This window comes from Streptomyces sp. RLA131, from assembly GCF_056270125.1.
The window spans coordinates 1,592,524-1,610,430 of the sequence record NZ_JBWDOQ010000002.1 but is presented as its reverse complement, the minus strand read 5'-3'; the positions used below and the strand labels follow the sequence as shown (position 1 = coordinate 1,610,430).

General features: G+C 72.0%; 15 protein-coding genes and 1 pseudogene. 11 read left to right on the top strand and 5 right to left on the bottom strand.

Going from position 1 to position 17,907, the window contains the following annotated elements; translation table 11 throughout:
- The first annotated feature begins 9 nt into the window (after positions 1–9).
- The 6 genes from RWE79_RS08280 to RWE79_RS08255 all read left to right on the top strand — a co-directional run bounded on the left by RWE79_RS08280 (position 10) and on the right by RWE79_RS08255 (position 5,977).
- Positions 10–966, top strand: coding sequence for a helix-turn-helix transcriptional regulator (locus tag RWE79_RS08280; protein WP_475939364.1), 957 nt, complete (start codon positions 10–12; stop codon positions 964–966).
- A 15-nt stretch (positions 967–981) separates the two neighbouring features.
- Positions 982–1,206 (top strand): hypothetical protein, encoded by a 225-nt coding sequence (locus RWE79_RS08275; protein WP_475939363.1) that lies wholly within the window; start codon positions 982–984, stop codon positions 1,204–1,206.
- A 26-nt stretch (positions 1,207–1,232) separates the two neighbouring features.
- Positions 1,233–1,436, top strand: coding sequence for a hypothetical protein (locus RWE79_RS08270; protein ID WP_475939362.1), 204 nt, complete (start codon positions 1,233–1,235; stop codon positions 1,434–1,436).
- Between the two features lie 247 nt (positions 1,437–1,683).
- Positions 1,684–1,980, top strand: coding sequence for a Sec-independent protein translocase subunit TatA (gene tatA, locus RWE79_RS08265; protein ID WP_475939361.1), 297 nt, complete (start codon positions 1,684–1,686; stop codon positions 1,978–1,980).
- Between the two features lie 82 nt (positions 1,981–2,062).
- Positions 2,063–3,004, top strand: a complete 942-nt coding sequence (gene tatC, locus RWE79_RS08260; RefSeq protein WP_475939360.1) for a twin-arginine translocase subunit TatC — start codon at positions 2,063–2,065, stop codon at positions 3,002–3,004.
- Positions 3,005–3,139: 135 nt separating this feature from the next.
- Entirely contained in the window at positions 3,140–5,977 is a 2,838-nt protein-coding gene (locus RWE79_RS08255) for a DEAD/DEAH box helicase (protein ID WP_475939359.1), read from the top strand.
- Between the two features lie 61 nt (positions 5,978–6,038).
- On the opposite strand, the gene atzF is transcribed toward RWE79_RS08255, so the two are convergent.
- The 4 genes from atzF to RWE79_RS08235 form a co-directional block, all read right to left on the bottom strand.
- A complete protein-coding gene (atzF, locus tag RWE79_RS08250; RefSeq protein WP_475939358.1) occupies positions 6,039–7,715 on the bottom strand; it encodes an allophanate hydrolase in 1,677 nt (558 codons plus the stop codon).
- 76 nt (positions 7,716–7,791) lie between these two features.
- Entirely contained in the window at positions 7,792–11,319 is a 3,528-nt protein-coding gene (uca, locus tag RWE79_RS08245) for an urea carboxylase (RefSeq protein WP_475939357.1), read from the bottom strand.
- Positions 11,316–11,948, bottom strand: a complete 633-nt coding sequence (locus RWE79_RS08240) for an urea amidolyase associated protein UAAP2 (RefSeq protein WP_475939356.1) — start codon at positions 11,946–11,948, stop codon at positions 11,316–11,318. The genes uca and RWE79_RS08240 overlap by 4 nt, the downstream gene beginning before the upstream one ends.
- Positions 11,945–12,775, bottom strand: coding sequence for an urea amidolyase associated protein UAAP1 (locus RWE79_RS08235; protein ID WP_475939355.1), 831 nt, complete (start codon positions 12,773–12,775; stop codon positions 11,945–11,947). The genes RWE79_RS08240 and RWE79_RS08235 overlap by 4 nt, the downstream gene beginning before the upstream one ends.
- Before the next feature lie 149 nt (positions 12,776–12,924).
- On the opposite strand from RWE79_RS08235, the gene RWE79_RS08230 reads away from it, so the two are divergent.
- From RWE79_RS08230 to RWE79_RS08220, 3 genes and pseudogenes are all read left to right on the top strand, one after another.
- Positions 12,925–13,602 carry a TetR/AcrR family transcriptional regulator gene (locus RWE79_RS08230; RefSeq protein ID WP_475939354.1) on the top strand — a complete coding sequence of 226 codons (678 nt, stop codon included), beginning with the start codon at positions 12,925–12,927 and terminating at the stop codon, positions 13,600–13,602.
- A 30-nt stretch (positions 13,603–13,632) separates the two neighbouring features.
- Positions 13,633–13,749, top strand: a pseudogene (locus RWE79_RS08225) (carboxymuconolactone decarboxylase family protein); the annotation flags it as partial.
- A 325-nt stretch (positions 13,750–14,074) separates the two neighbouring features.
- On the top strand, positions 14,075–14,266 hold the full coding sequence (locus RWE79_RS08220; protein ID WP_475946437.1) for a hypothetical protein: 192 nt from the start codon (positions 14,075–14,077) through the stop codon (positions 14,264–14,266).
- Between the two features lie 786 nt (positions 14,267–15,052).
- Here the strand turns inward: RWE79_RS08220 and RWE79_RS08215 are convergent.
- Positions 15,053–15,616 carry a CGNR zinc finger domain-containing protein gene (locus tag RWE79_RS08215; protein WP_475939353.1) on the bottom strand — a complete coding sequence of 188 codons (564 nt, stop codon included), beginning with the start codon at positions 15,614–15,616 and terminating at the stop codon, positions 15,053–15,055.
- A gap of 595 nt (positions 15,617–16,211) precedes the next feature.
- Here RWE79_RS08215 and RWE79_RS08210 point away from each other — a divergent pair.
- Both RWE79_RS08210 and RWE79_RS08205 read left to right on the top strand, forming a co-directional pair.
- A complete protein-coding gene (locus tag RWE79_RS08210) occupies positions 16,212–16,880 on the top strand; it encodes a molybdopterin-dependent oxidoreductase (protein WP_475945677.1) in 669 nt (222 codons plus the stop codon).
- On the top strand, positions 16,828–17,535 hold the full coding sequence (locus RWE79_RS08205) for a cytochrome b/b6 domain-containing protein (RefSeq protein ID WP_475939352.1): 708 nt from the start codon (positions 16,828–16,830) through the stop codon (positions 17,533–17,535). The genes RWE79_RS08210 and RWE79_RS08205 overlap by 53 nt, the downstream gene beginning before the upstream one ends.
- The last annotated feature ends 372 nt before the right edge of the window (positions 17,536–17,907 follow it).

The window sequence follows — 17,907 nt, the reverse complement described above, 5'->3', positions numbered from 1 at the left end:
CACGTACAGATGGCCAACGCGATCGACCAGACCCGCCGGATGCTGTCCCTGGTGACGTATCTGCGCGAACGACCCGGGGCCCGCGTCAGCGACGTCGCCCGGGCCTTCGGGGTCACCGAGGCCGAGCTGATCGGCGACCTGAACGTGCTGCCGCTGTGCGGCACCAGCTTCCGGGGCGGTGACCTGCTCGACATCGACACCGACGGCGAGCGGATCTGGTGGCACAACGAGGGCGCCCTCGGCGAGGCCTCGCAGCCGCTGCGGCTGGCCTCCGACGAGGCCACCGCGCTGCTGGTGGCCGCCCGCGCGGTCGCCAACCTCCCCGGGCTGCGCGACAGCGACCGGCAGGCGCTGCTGCGCGCCACCGCCAAGGTGGAGACGGCGGCCGGCGAGGCGGCCGGGGCCAGCAGCGGACTGTCGGTGACCTTCGAGTCCGAGGGCAGCGTGTTCGCCGACGTCGACCGGGCCATCACCGAGGGCCGCCGGCTGTGGATCCGCTACTACTCGCCCTCGCGGGACGCGCTCACCGAACGCGAGGTCGACCCCATCCGGCTGTTCGCCGTGGGCCACACCTACTTCGAGGGCTGGTGCTACCTGTCGGAGGACCGGCGCACCTTCCGGCTCGACCGGGTCGCCGAGATCAGGCTCCTTGACATCGCCTCGGACCCGCCCCGCTTCGAGCCCCGGGACCTGGACCGGGGCCTGGTCCAGCCGGCCGGCGACGACCCGGAGGTCGTGGTCGAGGTCGGCCCCGGTGGCCGCTGGGTCGCCGAGTACTACCCGCACGACACCGCCGAGGAACTTCCCGACGGCGCCCTGCGGGTCACGCTGCGCACCCCCGACCCGGGCTCGCTGCGCAGGCTCGCCCTCCGGCTGGGCCGGGACGGCCGGATCGTCTCCCCACGGGACCTCGCGGACAGCGCCCGGCGGGCCGCCGCGGAGGCCCTGGCGGCGTACGGCGAGTAGAAGGAGAATGCGGTGATGGTGCCGAGCGTCGTGTTCAAGGCCGCCTGCCCCGACTGCCGGGCCCGTTTCGAGCTGACCGCGAGCGCCCTGCGGCTGGCCATAGGGGGCAGCCACAAAACCACCTTCTACTCCTTCATCTGCCCCGAGTGCGACATGGTCGTACGCAGACCGGCGGGCGAGCGCATAGTCGAACTCCTCACCGGCAGCGGCGTCAGCACCATGCGTCTGCACATCGGCTGACCCGCGGACGCATAGGATCTCCTGCCATGTGGTGGCTCTATCTCTACGTCGGCCTGGCGACCGCCGGCATTCTCGTCCTGGGCGTCCTGGGAATCCGGGTCTTCGCCGAGGTCCGGAATCTGGCCGGTCAGCTCGGCCGCAGCACCGAAGAACTCGCACGAGTCTCACAGGATCTGCGGCGTGCCGCGGAGCCGCTGGTCAGGCGGGCAGGGGAGACCGCCAGGCGCTGAGCGGATACCTGGTATCACCGCTCGGGAAAGCGCTGACACCTCGGCCCCTCGTTCTTCACATGATCGGGAGGTACGCTGGCGAAGCAGCCCCGGACGAGAGCGGCGGGGGCGGCAACCACGTGGATGCCGGGGGATTGCCAGACGTTTACCCCCGCAGGTTACGATCGCTGACAGTACGAGGGCCGGACATCCGTTTGGCCGTCGGCAGACATGGACCCACGCCGCCTCGGTGAGAAGGTATTCGCTTATGTTCGGCAAGCTCGGCGCCCCTGAGATCATCCTCATCCTTGTCGTCGTCCTGCTGCTGTTCGGGGCGAAGCGGCTCCCGGACATGGCACGCGGCCTCGGCAAGTCCATGCGCATCCTCAAGAGCGAGGCCAAGGCGATGAAGAGCGACGACGCGCCGGCCCCGGCCGGCCCGCCCGCCGACGACGCCACCGCGCAGCAGCAGGCCGCGCCCAAGACCATCCAGGCCGCCCCCGGCGATGTGACCAGCGCCCGTCCGGTCAGCGAGCCCCAGCAGCACACCACCACCCAGAGCTGACCCGGCGTTCCGCCCCAGGCCACGACGACAGGGACACCAAGCCGACGGCGACGACGGCTGCCGCACGAGATGAGGACGTGGGTTGCTCAAGTCTGCCCGCCAGCAGGAGAAGGACCCCGAGGGGCGCATGTCCCTCGCGGAGCACCTGCGTGAGCTGCGCAACCGGCTTTTCAAGTCGGTCCTGGCCATCGGCGTGGTCACCGTCGTCGCGGCCCTGTACTACAACCAGCTGATCGCCTTCCTGGTCGATCCGGTGCTGAAGTCGATCGGCTGCAGCGCGTCGCTGAACGACATCGTCCAGCAGACGGCGTCGGACAAGCACTGCGCGCACATCACCATGAACGGCCTGCTGACGCCGTTCACGCTGGCACTCAAGGTCTCCCTCATGGCCGGTGTCGTGCTGGCCACCCCGATCTGGCTCTACCAGCTCTGGGCCTTCCTCGCGCCCGGCCTGCACAGGGCCGAGAAGAAGTACGCGATCGGCTTCGTCGGGGCGGGCTTCCCGCTCTTCCTGGCCGGCGCCTTCTTCGCGTACAAGATCCTGCCGACCACGGCGTCGGTGCTGATCGGCTTCACGCCCGCCAACGTCGACAACCTGCTGCCGCTGGACGACTACCTCGACCTCGTCACGCGCATGGTCGTGGTCTTCGGCCTCTCCTTCGAGCTGCCGCTGCTGCTGGTGCTGCTCAACTTCGCCGGGATCCTCAGCGGCAAGAAGATGGCCGGCTGGTGGCGCGGCATGATCATGGGCATCACCGTCTTCGCCGCCATCGCCACGCCGAGCACCGACCCGCTCAGCATGCTGGCCCTGGCGGGCCCGATCTGGGTGCTGTACTTCGTCGCCGTCGGTGTCTCCCTGCTCAACGACCGGCGCCGCCGCCGGGCCAACCCCGACGCGGACCTGGACGACGACGAGGCCTCCGATCTGGACCTGACCCCGGAGTCGGTCGGCGCCTCCCTGCCCGAGCAGGCCAGCAGGCGTGAGGAGCTCGAAGCCGGCGACGGCTTCGACGACGCGACCTGACCGGGACCTGACCGGGACCTGGCCGCGTCCTGAGCGCGAGCAGGTCGCGACCCGGGCATGACCTGGCCCCTCCGGACATCCGAACAGAAAAGATCACGTCGGCTGTCAGTGCCTGCCGGTACTCTCGTTTTCAAGATGAGTGACGAGATGTCCCCCGCAGAGCGCTATGCCGCCGCCAAGCTCCGGGCTGCCGACCAGGCCACCGCCCTCGCTCCCTTCCGGGAGCTGTACGACTTCGAGTTGGACCCCTTCCAGATCGAGGCCTGCCAGGCACTGGAAGCCGGGAAGGGCGTGCTGGTCGCCGCCCCGACCGGATCCGGCAAGACCATCGTCGGCGAGTTCGCCGTCCATCTGGCCCTGTCCAGGGGCCGCAAGTGCTTCTACACCACGCCCATCAAGGCGCTGTCCAACCAGAAGTTCACCGACCTGGTGAAACGCTACGGCGCGGAGAAGGTCGGCCTCCTCACCGGCGACAACAGCGTCAACGGCGACGCCCCGATCGTCGTCATGACCACCGAGGTCCTGCGCAACATGCTGTACGCGGGATCACAGGCCCTCGACGGTCTCGGCCATGTGGTGATGGACGAGGTGCACTACCTCTCCGACCGCTTCCGGGGCGCGGTGTGGGAGGAGGTCATCATCCACCTCCCGCAGTCCGTCACGCTGGTGTCCCTGTCCGCGACGGTCTCCAACGCCGAGGAGTTCGGCGACTGGCTGGACACGGTGCGCGGCGACACCGAGGTCATCGTCTCCGAGCACCGCCCCGTCCCGCTGTGGCAGCACGTGCTGGCCGGCCGCCGGATGTACGACCTGTACGAGGAGAAGCGCGACGGCGCCGGCCCCTCCGAGCGGATCCGCCGCGAGGTCAACCCCGAGCTGGTCCGGCTGGCCCGGACGGAGAGCCAGGGGAACTTCGGCCGGGGGCGCGGCAAGGTCCGCGAGGCCGACCGGGAGCGGGAACGACGGCAGCGCAGCCGGGTGTGGACACCCAGCCGGGCCGAGGTCATCGAGCGGCTGGACTCCGAGGGACTGCTGCCCGCCATCACCTTCATCTTCAGCCGGGCCGGCTGCCAGTCCGCCGTCCAGCAGTGTCTGGCGGTGGGCCTGCGGCTCAACAACGAGGAGGCCCGGGCGAAGGTCCGGGCCATCGTCGAGGAGCGGACCAAGTCCATCCCCGACGAGGACCTGCACGTCCTGGGGTACTTCGAATGGCTGGAGGGCCTGGAGCGGGGCATCGCCGCGCACCACGCCGGCATGCTGCCGACCTTCAAGGAGGTCGTGGAGGAGCTGTTCGTCCGCGGCCTGGTCAAGGCGGTCTTCGCCACCGAGACCCTGGCACTCGGCATCAACATGCCCGCCCGGTCGGTGGTCATGGAGAAGCTCGTCAAGTGGAACGGCGAGACCCATGCCGACATCACCCCGGGTGAGTTCACCCAGCTCACCGGGCGGGCCGGGCGGCGCGGTATCGACGTGGAGGGCCACGCCGTCGTGCTGTGGCAGCGCGGCTTCGACCCGGCCGCGCTCGCGGGCCTGGCCGGCACGCGCACGTATCCGCTGCGCTCCTCCTTCAAGCCCTCGTACAACATGGCGGTCAACCTGGTCGGGCAGTTCGGGCGGCACCGCTCGCGGGAGCTGCTGGAGACCTCGTTCGCCCAGTTCCAGGCCGACCGCTCGGTGGTCGGCATCTCGCGGCAGGTGCAGCGCAACGAGGAGGGACTGGACGGCTACAAGGAGTCCATGACCTGCCACCTCGGCGACTTCGACGCCTATATGAGCCTGCGCAGGCAGCTCAAGGACCGCGAGGCCGAACTCTCCCGGGAGGGCACCACCCAGCGCAGGGCCGCCGCCGCGGGCGCCCTGGAGAAGCTCAAGCCGGGCGACATCATCCAGGTCCCGGCGGGCAGGTTCGCCGGCCTGGCCCTGGTGCTCGACCCGGGCGTACCGGCCGGCCGCAGCACCGGCCAGCACCCCCGGCACGACCAGATCCAGGCCTACGACGGGCCGCGCCCGCTCGTGCTCACCGCCGAACGGCAGGTCAAGCGGCTGGCGCCGATCGACTTCCCGGTGCCGGTCGAGGCCCTGGACCGGATGCGCATCCCCAAGACCTTCAACCCGCGCAGCCCGCAGTCCCGGCGCGACCTCGCCTCCGCCATGCGCTCCAAGGTGGGCCCGGCCGGGATCGCCGGCCCGCCCCGGCACCGCAAGGAGCGGGCGGCCGCCGCCGACGACCGTGAGATCGCCCGGCTGCGCGCCGACATCCGGGCCCACCCCTGTCACGGCTGCGACGACCGCGAGGACCACGCCCGCTGGGCCGAGCGCTACCAGCGGCTGCTGCGCGACACCCGGCAGCTGGAGCGCCGTATCGAAGGCCGTACGAACACCATCGCCCGCACCTTCGACCGGATCTGCGGACTGCTGACCGAGCTCGGATACCTGGAGGGCGACCAGGTCACCCCCGAGGGCCGCCGGCTGGCCCGGCTCTACGGCGAGCTCGACCTGCTGGCCAGCGAGTGCCTGCGCGACGGCGTCTGGGACGGCCTCGGCCCCGCCGAACTCGCCGCCTGTGCCTCCGCCCTGGTCTACGAGGCCCGTTCGGCGGACGACGCGATGCCGCCCCGCCTGCCGTCAGGCAACGCCCGGGACGCGCTCGCCGAGATGGTCCGTATCTGGGGCCGCCTCGATCTGCTGGAGGAGCGGCACCGCATCAACCAGACCGAGGGCGTGGGCCAGCGCGAGCCCGACCTCGGCTTCGCCTGGCCCGCCTACCGGTGGGCGTCGGGCCAGGGGCTCGACGCGGTGCTCCGCGACGCCGACATGCCGGCCGGTGACTTCGTCCGCTGGACGAAGCAGCTGATCGACGTGCTCGGCCAGATCGCCCAGGCGGCACCCGAGGCGAGCCCCGTGCGGCGCAACGCCCGCAAGGCGGTCGACGCCCTGCTGCGGGGCGTGGTGGCGTACTCGTCGGTGGGCTGAGACCGCGAGCGTTCACCGGGTCGTGCGGCCGTCGGCCGCACGACCCGGTGGACCAGGGCGGTCACCGCGCCAGGTAGGCCCGCCATCCGCCGTACGCGGTGATGTCGGAGGCTCCCCGGACCGCCGCCGGCTCGCAGAGGAACCCGGGGGCGGCCGTGCCGTCCGCGAGGGCCACCCGGCCCAGCGCCATGGGCCGGGGCAGTGCGGCCAGGAACGCCCCCAGCCCTTCCAGGGGCAGTTCCCAGACCTCGGCCTCGATCGCGGCCCCGTTCCCGGTGACGCGGACGAGTCCGGGCTTGGCCGGTTCGGTGTCCAGCGCGTACAGCCGGTACTCGGGCGCGGTGGTGGTGGTGGCCCGCAGCCGGGCGCCCAGGTCCAGCAGCTGGTGGTTGAGCGGCTGGCCGGTCAGATGGGCGCCGGCCACCACCAGGCGGGCGGTGGGCCGCAGCAGCCGGGCGACGGAGGCCACCCGGTCGTCAGTGAAGCCGTGGCCGAGCAGCATCACGCCGAAGGGCAGCCCGCCGACCTCGCCGGCCGGGACGGCGATCCCGCACATCCCGAAGAGGTTGGTGGAGTTGGTGAACCGGCCCAGGCGGGCGTTGGCCCCCAGCGGGTCGGCGGCCACCTCGGCGAGGGTCGGGTGGCCGGGCGCCGTGGGCAGCAGCAGCGCGTCCGCGTCGCCCAGCCCGGCCATGGCCCGCGCGCGGAGTCCGGCGAGGCGGTCCTGGTCCGCGAAGAGCCGGTGGGCGGGCAGGTCGCGGGCGGCGGTGATGATGCGGGCGACGGTCGGGTCCAGCCCCGGGTCGCCGGTGTGTTTGTCGACAAAGCTGCCTACGGCGGTGTAGCGCTCGGCCACGAACGCCCCCTCGTAGAGCAGTGCGGCCGCCTCCAAGAAGGGCGTGAGGTCGATGGTCCGCAGCTCCGCCCCGGCCGCCGCGAGGGAGCGGGCCGCCTCGTCGAAGGCCTCCGCCCAGCCCGGGTCCAGCTCGCCCAGCTGCCCGGCCGGCGGTACCGCGACCCGCCACGGGCCGGGGCGCCGCACGTCGGGCCGTACATCGGGCCGTACGTCGGGCCGTACGTCGGGCCGCTCCGGTGCGCCGGAGGCCAGCACGCCGAGGGCCCGTTCCGCCTCCCCGAGGGTGCGGGCGAACACCGTCACGCAGTCCAGGCTCGCGCACGCCGGTACCACGCCGCCGGTCGGGACCAGTCCGTACGTCGGTTTGATGCCGACGATCCCGTTGAAGGCCGCCGGGACCCGGCCGGAGCCCGCCGTGTCGGTGCCCAGGGCGAAGTCGGCGATCCCGAGTGCCACGGCGACCGCCGAACCGCTGCTGGATCCGCCGCTGACCCGCAGCGGGTCGTACGCGTTGCGCACGGCCCCGTACGGGCTGCGCGTGCCGACCAGGCCGGTGGCGAACTGGTCGAGGTTGGTGGTGCCCAGGACGACGGCGCCGGCTGCCCTGAGCCGGGCCACGGCCGGGGCGTCGGCGGCCGGTTGGTAGGCATAGGACGGGCAGCCGGCGGTCGTCGGCAGCCCGGCGACGTCGATGTTGCCCTTGACGGCCGCGACGGTACCGGCGAGGGGGAGCACCTCGCCCGCGGCGAGGCGGGCGTCGACGGCCCGCGCCTCGGCCTCCGTCTCGGACCGCGGGCGCAGGCCGATCCAGATCTCGGGGCGGTCGGCCTCCGCGACGCGGCGGTACGCGGCGCGTACACGGGTGAGGGCTGGTCCGGTCATCGCGTCTCCTGGCGGTCGGTGCGGTCGGTGCGGTCGGTGCGGTCGGTCCGGTGGATCCGGTCGGGGTGTCCGGGGCTCACGCCGGGCCCAGGGTGAGCAGCGCCGTGCCGGCGTCCACCTGGTCGCCGGGGCCGACCAGGATCTCCGCGACGACGCCGTCGGCGGGCGCCTCGACCGCGGACTCCATCTTCATGGCCTCCAGGGCCAGCAGCTTCTGACCGGCGCGCACCCGCTCACCCGGCCGGACCGCCAGCTGCCAGACACTCGCCGCGAACTCGGCCTCCACGGCGCACCCCCCGGCCGGGACGGCGACCTCCGCCGTCGCGGGGGCGGGGGCGGTGGCCGCCTCGGCCCGGGCGAACTCGCCCGCGGCCTCCCAGGCGTCGCGCTCGGCGCCGAACGCGGCGGCCTGCCGGGCCCGGAACTCCGCGATGGGAGCGGCGTTGTCGGCCAGGAAGCGCTGGTGGCCGGCGAGGGAGAACTCGCCGTCCTCGATCCGCAGCGCCAGCCGTCCGGCCGCCATGTCGGCCCGCATGTCGAGCAGTTCGGCGGCCTCGACCGGATACCACTTGATGCGGTCGAAGAAGCGCAGCAGCCAGGGCTGTTCGGGGGTGCGGCTGGACCACACCTGGACGGTGCGGCCGACGAACTGGTAGCCGCCGGGCCCCTCCATGCCGTAGACGCACAGATAGGCGCCGCCGATGCCCACCGAGTTCTCGGCGGTCCAGGTCCGGGCGGGGTTGTACTTGGTCGTGACGAGCCGGTGCCGGGGATCGAGCGGGGTCGCGACGGGCGCGCCGAGGTAGACGTCGCCGAGGCCGAGGACCAGGTACTCCGCGTCGAACACCGTCCGGTAGACGTCGTCGACGGAGGCGAGCCCGTTGACGCGGCGGATGAACTCGATGTTCCAGGGGCACCAGGGCGCGTCGTCGCGGACGCCGGCCATGTAGCGGGCGATGGCCTCCCGGGTGGCCGGGTCGTCCCAGGACAGCGGCAGATGGACGGTGCGGCTGGGCACCCGGAGCTGGTCGGTGGGTGGCAGCGCGGCCTCGGCCTCCTGGACGAGGTCGAGCAGCTTGGCGGTGGGCAGGACGCCGGGATCGACATGGACCTGCAACGAGCGGATGCCCGGGGTGAGGTCGACGACGCCGGGCAGGGCGTCGGCGGCCAGCCGCTCGGCCAGGGCGTGCACCCGCATGCGCAGCGCGAGATCGAGCTGCATGGGCCCGTACTCGATGAGCAGATTGTCGTCGCCGCTGCGGCGGTAGGTGACGGACGGCCGGGCGCCGGTCTCCGGGAGGCGCTCCAGGACGCCGCCGTCGAGGTGCGCGGGGCGCGAGGCCACCGGGGTCGGGGCCGTGGTGTTGTCGCTCACCGGCACGAAGCGGACGGTGTCGCCGGGCCGCAGCTGGCCGAGTTTCCAGCGCTGCCCGGTGACGACGGTGGCGGGGCAGACGAAGCCGCCGAGGGAGGGGCCGTCGGGCCCCAGCAGTACCGGCATGTCGCCGGTGTAGTCGACGGCGCCCACCGAGTACGGGGTGTCGTGGATGTTGGAGGGGTGAAGTCCCGCCTCGCCGCCGTCCGTTCGCGCCCAGCGCGGCTTGGGGCCGACCAGCCGCACGCCGGTGCGGGCCGAGTTGAAGTGGACCTTCCACTCGGCGGCGTAGAAGTCGTGGATGTCGTCCCGCGTGAAGAACTCGGGTGCGGCGTGCGGCCCTTCGACCGCGCCGACCAGCCACCGGGTGCCGAACCGCGGCCGCCGTCCGCCGGGCACCGGGGTGCCCCCGGTGGTGCGGCCCCCGCCGTGCAGCACGTCGCCGGCCCGCAGGGCGCGGCCCCCGTGGCCGCCGAACCGGCCGAGGGTGAAGGTGGCGGCGCTGCCGAGGAAGCCCGGCACGTCCAGGCCGCCCGCGAACAGCACATAAGTCCGCAGGCCCGCCCCGTCCGGTGCCGGGACGTCCAGCAGGCCGCCCGCCGGGACGGTGAACGGCTCCCACCGCGGGACCGGCACCCCGTCGACGGTGACGGCGGCCGGGGCGCCGGTGACACAGATGGTGGTGGCGTGGGTGAAGCGCAGCTGCGGCCCCTGGAGGGTGCACTCGATACCGGGGGCGCCCTCGTCGTTGCCCAGCGCCTCGTTGCCGAGCCGGAAGGACAGGTCGTCCATCGGGCCGCAGGGGGGTACGCCGACGTGCCACAGCCCGGTGCGGCCGGGCCAGTCCTGGACGGTGGTCAGCGTGCCCGCGCGGACGACCTCGATCCGGGGGGTGGGGTCGGCGACCGTGTCCAGCGTGGCGGTGGTGTGGGTGACGGAGCGCAGCGCGGGCTCGGCGACGGCCGCCCGCAGCAGGCCGAGGTTGGTCTCGATGCCGTCGACCCGGGTCGCGGCGAGGGCCCGGCCCAGCCGGTCGAGGGCGTCGGCGCGGTCGGTGCCATGGGCGATGATCTTCGCGAGCATCGGGTCGTAGGAGGTCGTCACCTCGGTGCCGGTCTCGATCCAGGCGTCGACGCGTACGTCCTGCGGAAAACCGACCCGCGTCAGCAGGCCCGCGCTGGGCCGGTGGCCGCGGCTGGGGTCCTCGGCGTAGACCCGGGCCTCCACCGCGTGGCCGCGCGCGGTGCCCGGGGACAGGTCGAGGGTTTCGCCGCGCGCGAGCCGCAGCATCCACTCCACCAGGTCGACGCCGTAGATCTCCTCGGTGACCGGATGCTCGACCTGGAGGCGGGTGTTGACCTCCAGGAAGTACGCCTCGCCGCGCGCCGCGTCGTGGACGTACTCCACCGTGCCCGCCGAGCGGTAGCCGACGGAGGCGCACAACGCGCGGGCGCTGTCGGTCAGTCGCGCGCGTACGGAGTCCGGGAGCCCGGGGGCCGGGGCCTCCTCCAGGACCTTCTGGTTGCGGCGCTGCAGGGAGCAGTCGCGGTCGCCGAGGGTGACGACGCGGCCGTGTCCGTCGCCGAAGACCTGGACCTCGACGTGCCGGGCGTGCTCCACCAGCCGTTCCAGGAACACGCCGGCCGAGGAGAACGACGCGGCGGCGACCCGCTGCACCCGGTCCCAGGCCTCGCCGAGTTCGGCGCGGGAGTGGCAGGCCTGCATGCCGATGCCGCCACCGCCGCCGGTGGCCTTGAGCATGACGGGGTAGCCGAGCGACTCCGCCGCCTCCAGGGCCGCGTCCAGGCCGGGGAGCAGCCCGGTGCCGGGCAGCAGCGGCACCCCGGCGGCCGCGGCGGCGGCGCGCGCGGTGTGCTTGGCGCCGAACAGTTCCAGCTGGTGCGGGGTGGGGCCGACGAACGCCAGGCCGGCGGCCTCGCAGCGGCGCGCGAAGCCCGCGTCCTCGGACAGGAAGCCGTACCCGGGGTGGACGGCGCCGGCGCCGGTGGCGCGGGCGGCCTCCAGCACGGCGTCGACGTCGAGATAGCTGGCCTTGGCGGGGGCGGGCCCCAGCCGTACGGCCTCGTCGGCCAGCCGGACGTGCGGGGCGGCCCGGTCGGGGTCGGAGTAGACCGCGACGGTGCGCAGGCCGAGGCGGCGGGCGGTGCGGATGATCCGGGCGGCGATCTCACCGCGGTTGGCGACCAGGAGCGTGTCGAATCCCGTCATGCGGTGCCCCCGCTGATCGTCATCTGCACCGGGGTCGGGTCGAAGCCGTTGCAGGGGTTGTTGATCTGCGGGCAGTTGGAGACCAGGACCAGGACGTCGGTCTCGGCGCGCAGGACGACCTTCAGGCCGGGCGCGGAGATGCCGTCGACGATGCCGAGGGTTCCGTCCTCCTCGACGGGGACGTTCATGTACCAGTTGATGTTGCTGACCAGGTCGCGCCCGGTCAGGCCGTACTTGGCCCCCTCGACGAGGAAGTTCTCCACACAGGCGTGCTGGGACCAGGTGTGGTGGCCGTAGCGCAGGGTGTTGCTCTCCTTGGAGCAGGCGCCGCCGACGGTGTCGTGGCGCCCGCAGGTGTCCTCGACCACGGTCATCAGCGGGGTGTGCTCGTTGGAGAGCAGCACGCTGCCGGTGGTCAGGAAGATGCCGCCCTGCGCATGGACGGTGTCGGGGGCGCTGTAGCGGACGGCGGTGTCGTGGGCGTCGTACAGCAGGCAGTCCACGGCCTGGTTGCCGCCCAGGTCGGTGATGGTCAGGTGCTCGCCCCGGCGGACCACCGCCGACCAGGGGGCGCGGGCCGGTACGACGGAGGTGGTGCCGGTCGCGGTCGCGGTCACGGGCGCGGTCACTGGAGCCCCCTGGCGGTGAGGTGGTCGGCGGTGTTGAGGAAGGCGCGGCGGCCCTCGGGGGTGGCCTCCCGGAGCGGGTCGCCGGGCGCGGTCGGCGCGGCGCGCCAGGCCAGCACCTCCAGCGGGGTGCTGACGTACTCCGGGCGCGGGTCGAGCGGATGCGGCACATTGGCGATCAGTACGGTCAGCGGCTGCTCGGCGCGCAGCACCACAAACGCCCCCGGGCCGGCCGATCCGGTGAACTCCAGCTTGCCGTCGGCCACGACACGTACGCCCTGGAAGAAGGAGACCGACGGCGGCAGGTCGCGCGGCTCCAGGCCGTTCTTGAGCGCGGCCAGCTTCAGCAGCTCGCGCCCGGCGGGGGAGGGGCCCTGCGGCGAACCGTCGCCGTGGCGCCGGCTGTTGAGTACCGCGGTGGAGGTGCCGCACAGCGCGTCGTGGCGGGAGCCGCTGTCGGCGACCACGGAGGCGAGGACACGGCCCTGGCCGGACAGCAGCAGACGGCCCTCGCCGAGGTAGGCGTTCCACGCGACCTTGACGGTGTCGGCGGCGTTGAGCCGTTCCCAGGGGCGGCCGTCCGCGTAGAGCAGCACATGGGCGCAGGCGTCCCCGGCCAGGTCGGTGAGGCGCAGTTCGGTGCCGCGCGCGAGGACCTTGTGCGTGTAGTTGCCGCCCGCCACGGTCTCCGCCCAGACCACCCGGTCCGGTGTGACACCGGCGGGTGGCGCCGGCCAGTCACCGGCGGGAAGCGTCGGCATGGTGTCGACCCGGTTGCCCTCCTGGGCACGGGCATGGTCGCGGGCCCCGTGTGTCGTCCCTGTCGCCACGGCTTCCACCTCCGGTTGGGGGATCCTGATTTCTGTCGTGCGACAGAAATTAGGCGGGCGGGACTTCGGGCCGATTGCCCGGCTGTTTCGCGGGAGTTACCGACCACTCACGCGCCGGGCGGTCCGCGCGCGTGTGCGACGATCGTCGGGTGAGCACCACGGGACGGCGCGTCGGACGGCCGCGCGCGCAGACGCGACCGGACAGCGGTCTGACGGCACGCGAGGAACTCCTCACCGCGGCGGCCGGACTCTTCGCCGAACGCGGCTATGCCGCCACCACCACCCGCGCCGTCGCCGAACGGGCCGGCATGCGCCAGGCCTCGATGTACCACTACTTCGGCGGCAAGGAGGATCTGCTCGCCGCCCTGCTCGAAGGCACCGTCCGGCCCTCCCTGGAGCTGGCCCGCGGGCTCGCCGCCCGCCACGAGGTCCCCGCCGAGGCCCGGCTGTGGGCCCTGTGCCGGGCCGACGTCGCCCTGCTCTGCGCCGGCCCGCACAACCCCGGCGCGCTCTATCTGCTGCCCGAGGTCGGCGCCGAGCGCTTCACGGCCTTCCGTGCCGCACGCGACGACCTCAAGGCCGGCTACGCCGAGCTGCTGGCGGCCACCACCGCCGGCGCCGGCCTGGCCCCGGCCGACCTGGGGCTCCGCGCCGACCTCGTCTTCGGCCTCATCGAGGGCGTCATCCTCATCCGCCGTGAGTCCCCGGACCGTGACCCGGCCCATTTCGCGGCCGCCACCGCCGACGCCGCCCTGCGCGTGGCGGGCTGCGCCGAGCATGTGCTGCCCAAGCTCCGCCGCGAGGGCGAGGCCCTGCTGTCCGGTTGAGCCGGCGGGGGAGGCGCACGTCACATCCGGTGCGGTTTCTGCGCCGACATGCACACCAAGGAGGCCGCGCGGGCCGGGGAGACCCCGACCCGCCTCAACCTGGTCGCGGCCTGGCGGGAGGCCAAGGTGTTCACCGACGCGCGCCGCCCTTGAACCGGCGGAGCCGGCCGGAGCGCCTTTCCCGGGGTGTGGCGCGGGGAGGCCGACGCGGCAGGGGGCCCGCGGGGGAGAGGATCCGCGCCGGCTCACGTCGGCATCAAGTTCGTGCGGTGGCCAAATGTGTCCCTGGCCGCGCGGGAAGGGGGCGGCCGTCGTCGTGACGCTGGTCACTGCACGCGACCGATGAGAGGTGGGGCCGAGTGTCGAAACTCAACCGTCACCACCTTGACAGGTGACGTGTGGTCGGCACACTCTTGTCGCTAGCAGTCGCGGTGAGCTTGCGCTGGTTCGATACGACGGAAAGGAAACCACCGTGGGAATTGAAGGTGCGATGGATACGGCAGTGGCACGGCACGAGCGGTTCGGTAAGCTGCCGGCGCGTATCCGCTATGAGGAAATGGTTGAGACCAAGCAGGCCTCGCCGAACCGTCTGGAAACTGACTCCTACAACCCCGAAGGTTCGTGGAATTATTTCTCGTGCCTTGCGTTGGACCTGGGTCTTTGATTCTTGACCGGGGGGCCACGGCCTCACCGCAGGGAAATATCACCCCTGGAAATCAGGCGCAGGGTGAGCCGTGGCCGCCGCCAACGGGGGAGAAGCTCTCCCGAGCGGTACGGCAATCGGTCCGCCATCCACGGCCGGTTCCACTCGTGGGCGGGCAGGGGCGTGTTCAGGCGCTCATGGAAGGGATGATCACCGAGGCCGGCGCGCGAGGCGGGGTCGACCTGTCGCTGGTCAGCGTGGACTCCACCGTTGCTCAAGCGTCGGGTAGACGGCGTCGGATCGCCTCAGATCCATGGTTTGGCGTGGGTGGTGTTGAGCTGGGCCGTGCGACAGCGGCCCTCGGCGCTCAGGTGGATCTTGCTGGTGGAGCCGCCGCACGAGCGGCCGAGGCCCTCACCTTGCTCAGCGCTTCCGCGAACCGGCTGGCCGGGCTGTGCCACGAAGTCTCGTCCTGGTGTTCTGCCGCCTTGTCGCCCTTGGACACGCTTCGCGTCGCGGGCGGGCACCACTGTTCCGGCGCGGCTGGACGGCAGCTCGTCCATGGCGTCGGTCCGGTCGACTGACTGAGGCCATCGGGGCGGGACAGGTGTCCCGACGCCGGGCCGCTGTCGCCGCGCCTTGCCCATCGGTGTCAGAGCGGCTTCCGGTCTGCCCGGGGCGTCGGAGGACGATATCGCCCACCACGGGAGGTCAACAGGCCGATCTTGACCCCCGGGGGCCATCGAGACCTTGGAATCGGCCGTCCTCCGCCGTCCTCGAGTACTGCCCCGCAGACGGTGTCGACGTTCAGCGAGCGGCCACCGTGGGCGCGCTCTTCTTGCGGGCGCGGTAGGCGGCTGCCTTGATCTTGTTCCCACAGGAATCCATGCCGCACCACTGTCGGCGCACGCCTCGGGAGCGGTCGACGTAGACGCGGGTGCACTCGGGGTTGCCACACTCCTTCATCAAAGGCACATCCGGACCGCTGAGCAGTTCGACGGCATGCCGAGCGACGGTGGACAGGGCCTGTTCGGGGGTCGCCTCGGTCCGGCGCCCGGTCGGGGTGAGCTGCGGCGACGTGGGGGGCTTGCGCGCAACGGTGTTCAACACGCTGAGCGCCTCCCCGCCGTACTCCTGCCCGAGACGACGGGCCGTGACGAGCTCGTAGATGGCCTCCCGCACCGCCTTGGCCTGCTCGATGTCGTCTTCGTCGCCAGGCGTGATCGTGTCGGCGAGTCCGGACTCCACGTACCAGGCGTCCAGCCGGTCCGGTGTAACGAACATCTCGAAGCGCACCGAACGTCGCGCGCGCAGAGTCGCGGCGAAGTCGAGGGCAGGATTGCCGCACACGAAAACGTGATCATAATTCACGTCACCATTCTGACAGGTGACTTCAAGTGATGGCAAGGGTCATCGCTGTCAGGAAGGCGAGCCTTCGGCTCGTCGCCTGGCGCTTCGCCTGGGGCCCTGTGGTCGCGGTGAATTGTGCAGTTGTCAAGGGCCTCGGCCTGCCGCGGAGTCGGCGGCAGCGCATTCGCCATAGAGGCCTGCGGGCGCCGGCGGCACCTCGCTGCGACGGCTCGGTCGGCCGCTGGTTGATCGATCGCCTTCGTCCCTTTCGTTGACAGTGCGCGGGAGGTCGTGTCACCATCGTCACCGCTTTAACTGGTGACGGCGTCGCGGCTATCGGCTGAGCCAGGTGGCCTGGTCCTTCAGTCCCTGAGGGGTGTCAAGGATCGGCGCGGGCCGAGGTGCCGTGGAGACAAGCAGTCCAGGCTCCGCGGTCCGGCACTGCGCGTTTTCGACGCCTCCGTCAGGCCGGCCGTCACCTTCGGTTGCACAGACGCGACCGTCTCGCGCGTCGCGCGACGCGCGTCGCCGAAATAGCCGACACCTCGAAGGAGCGCTGAACGTGGCAGAACAGCCGAAACGGAACGCCGAAGGCGCGCCGGTGGGGCGGCGGGCGCTGCTGGGCATGCTTGCCGCGGGTGCCGCGGGCCTCGCCACCGCCCCATATCTGCAGCGCGGCTGGGAGGGGTTCCTCGGCGCCGCCTCGCAGGTCGACGCGACTGGCCTCACCGGCCTGCTTCCCAACCCCGGCGGATTCCGGTACTACAGCATCGTCGGCTCCGTGCCGCGCAAGAACGAGACGAACTACGAGCTGCGGATCGACGGCCTGGTCGACCGGCCGAAGACCTACACGCTGTCAGAGCTGCGTGCCCTGCCACAGACCCGGGTCGTCCACGACGTCCTGTGCACGGACGGATGGCAGGTGGACAAAACGCCCTTCGAAGGCGTGAAGCTGGCGCACCTCCTTGATGCCGCCGGAGTGCGCTCCGAGGGCGCGGCCATCCGGTTCACCTGCTTCGACGGCGCCTACAGCGAAAGCCTCACCCTGGAGCAGGCGCGCCGCTCGGATGTTCTGGTGGCGCTCAACATGCTGGACAAACCGATCACCCACGAACACGGCGGACCGGTGCGCCTCTTCGTGGCCCCCATGTACTTCTACAAATCGGCCAAGTGGCTGTCCGGTATCTCGGTCACCGGCAAGGTCATCCCCGGCTACTGGGAGGAGCGCGGTTATGCGGTCGACGGCTGGCTCGACGACGCCGACAGGCACAGTGAAGCGGCCTGAGCGGACCGGCAGGGTCCGCCGGTTCAGCCCTGCCGAACGCATGGTCCACCGGGCGACCGGCTGGCTGATGCTGCTGTGCCTGGTCACCGCGGCCTGTCTGTACCTCGGCCCGCTGTCCCAACTCGTCGGCCGACGCCACTTGATGGCCACCCTCCATGAGTGGTCGGGCATCTGTCTGCCGCTGCCCTTCCTGCTCGGGCTTCTCTCCCAGGACCTCCGCGCGGACCTGCGCAGACTGAACCGCTTCGCGGTATACGACCGACAGTGGTTGAGGGCCGTCCGCAGACGGCGGTCGTCGCCGGACGCTCGGCCGGCCGGGAAGTTCAACGCGGGCCAGAAGATCTACGCGGGCTGGGTCGCGGGCGCCGTGCTGGTGATGATGTTCACGGGTCTGCTCATGTGGTTCATGGGACTGCTGCCCTTCATCTCTCGTACCAGCGCGATCTTCGTGCACGACTGCCTCGCCTGGGCGATCACCATCGTCCTGGTCGGGCACATGCGGAAGGCGTACCAGGATCCCGAGGCGAGGCTCGGGATGCGCACGGGATATGTCAGCACGTCTTGGGCTGCGCGGCATCACTCCCGGTGGCTGCGGCACGACCACGCAGCTACCGATACCGAAAAAGCCAAGGCCCACATGATGCGGCGAGTGTGACCCCCGGGCTCCGGGTGTACTGAGTCGCGCTGGATGGGCGGCCAACAGGGTCTCGAAAGGGCGCGGACACATCCAACGCACACCGTTTCTCAGGACAGGGGTACCCCGTGGGCGGCTCGCCTGTGGGCCCTGGGGCACAGCGGTGAGTCGTCGCACCTGGTCCGGGAACTCCACGGCAGCGGATTGCGGGCCCGCGCGCCCGCCGCCCGCGCCATGCGGGGACGGGCGCTGTTCCTTCGCGGCGAGCCCGGTCGTCAGCCCAACCCGCGCGACGGGCCCGACGACAAGGCGCATGCCGCCGCCTACCTTCCGCTCGTCGGCGGCAGGTAGGTCATCGACGTGCCGATGCCCCGAAGCCGAGCACGTCGTCGG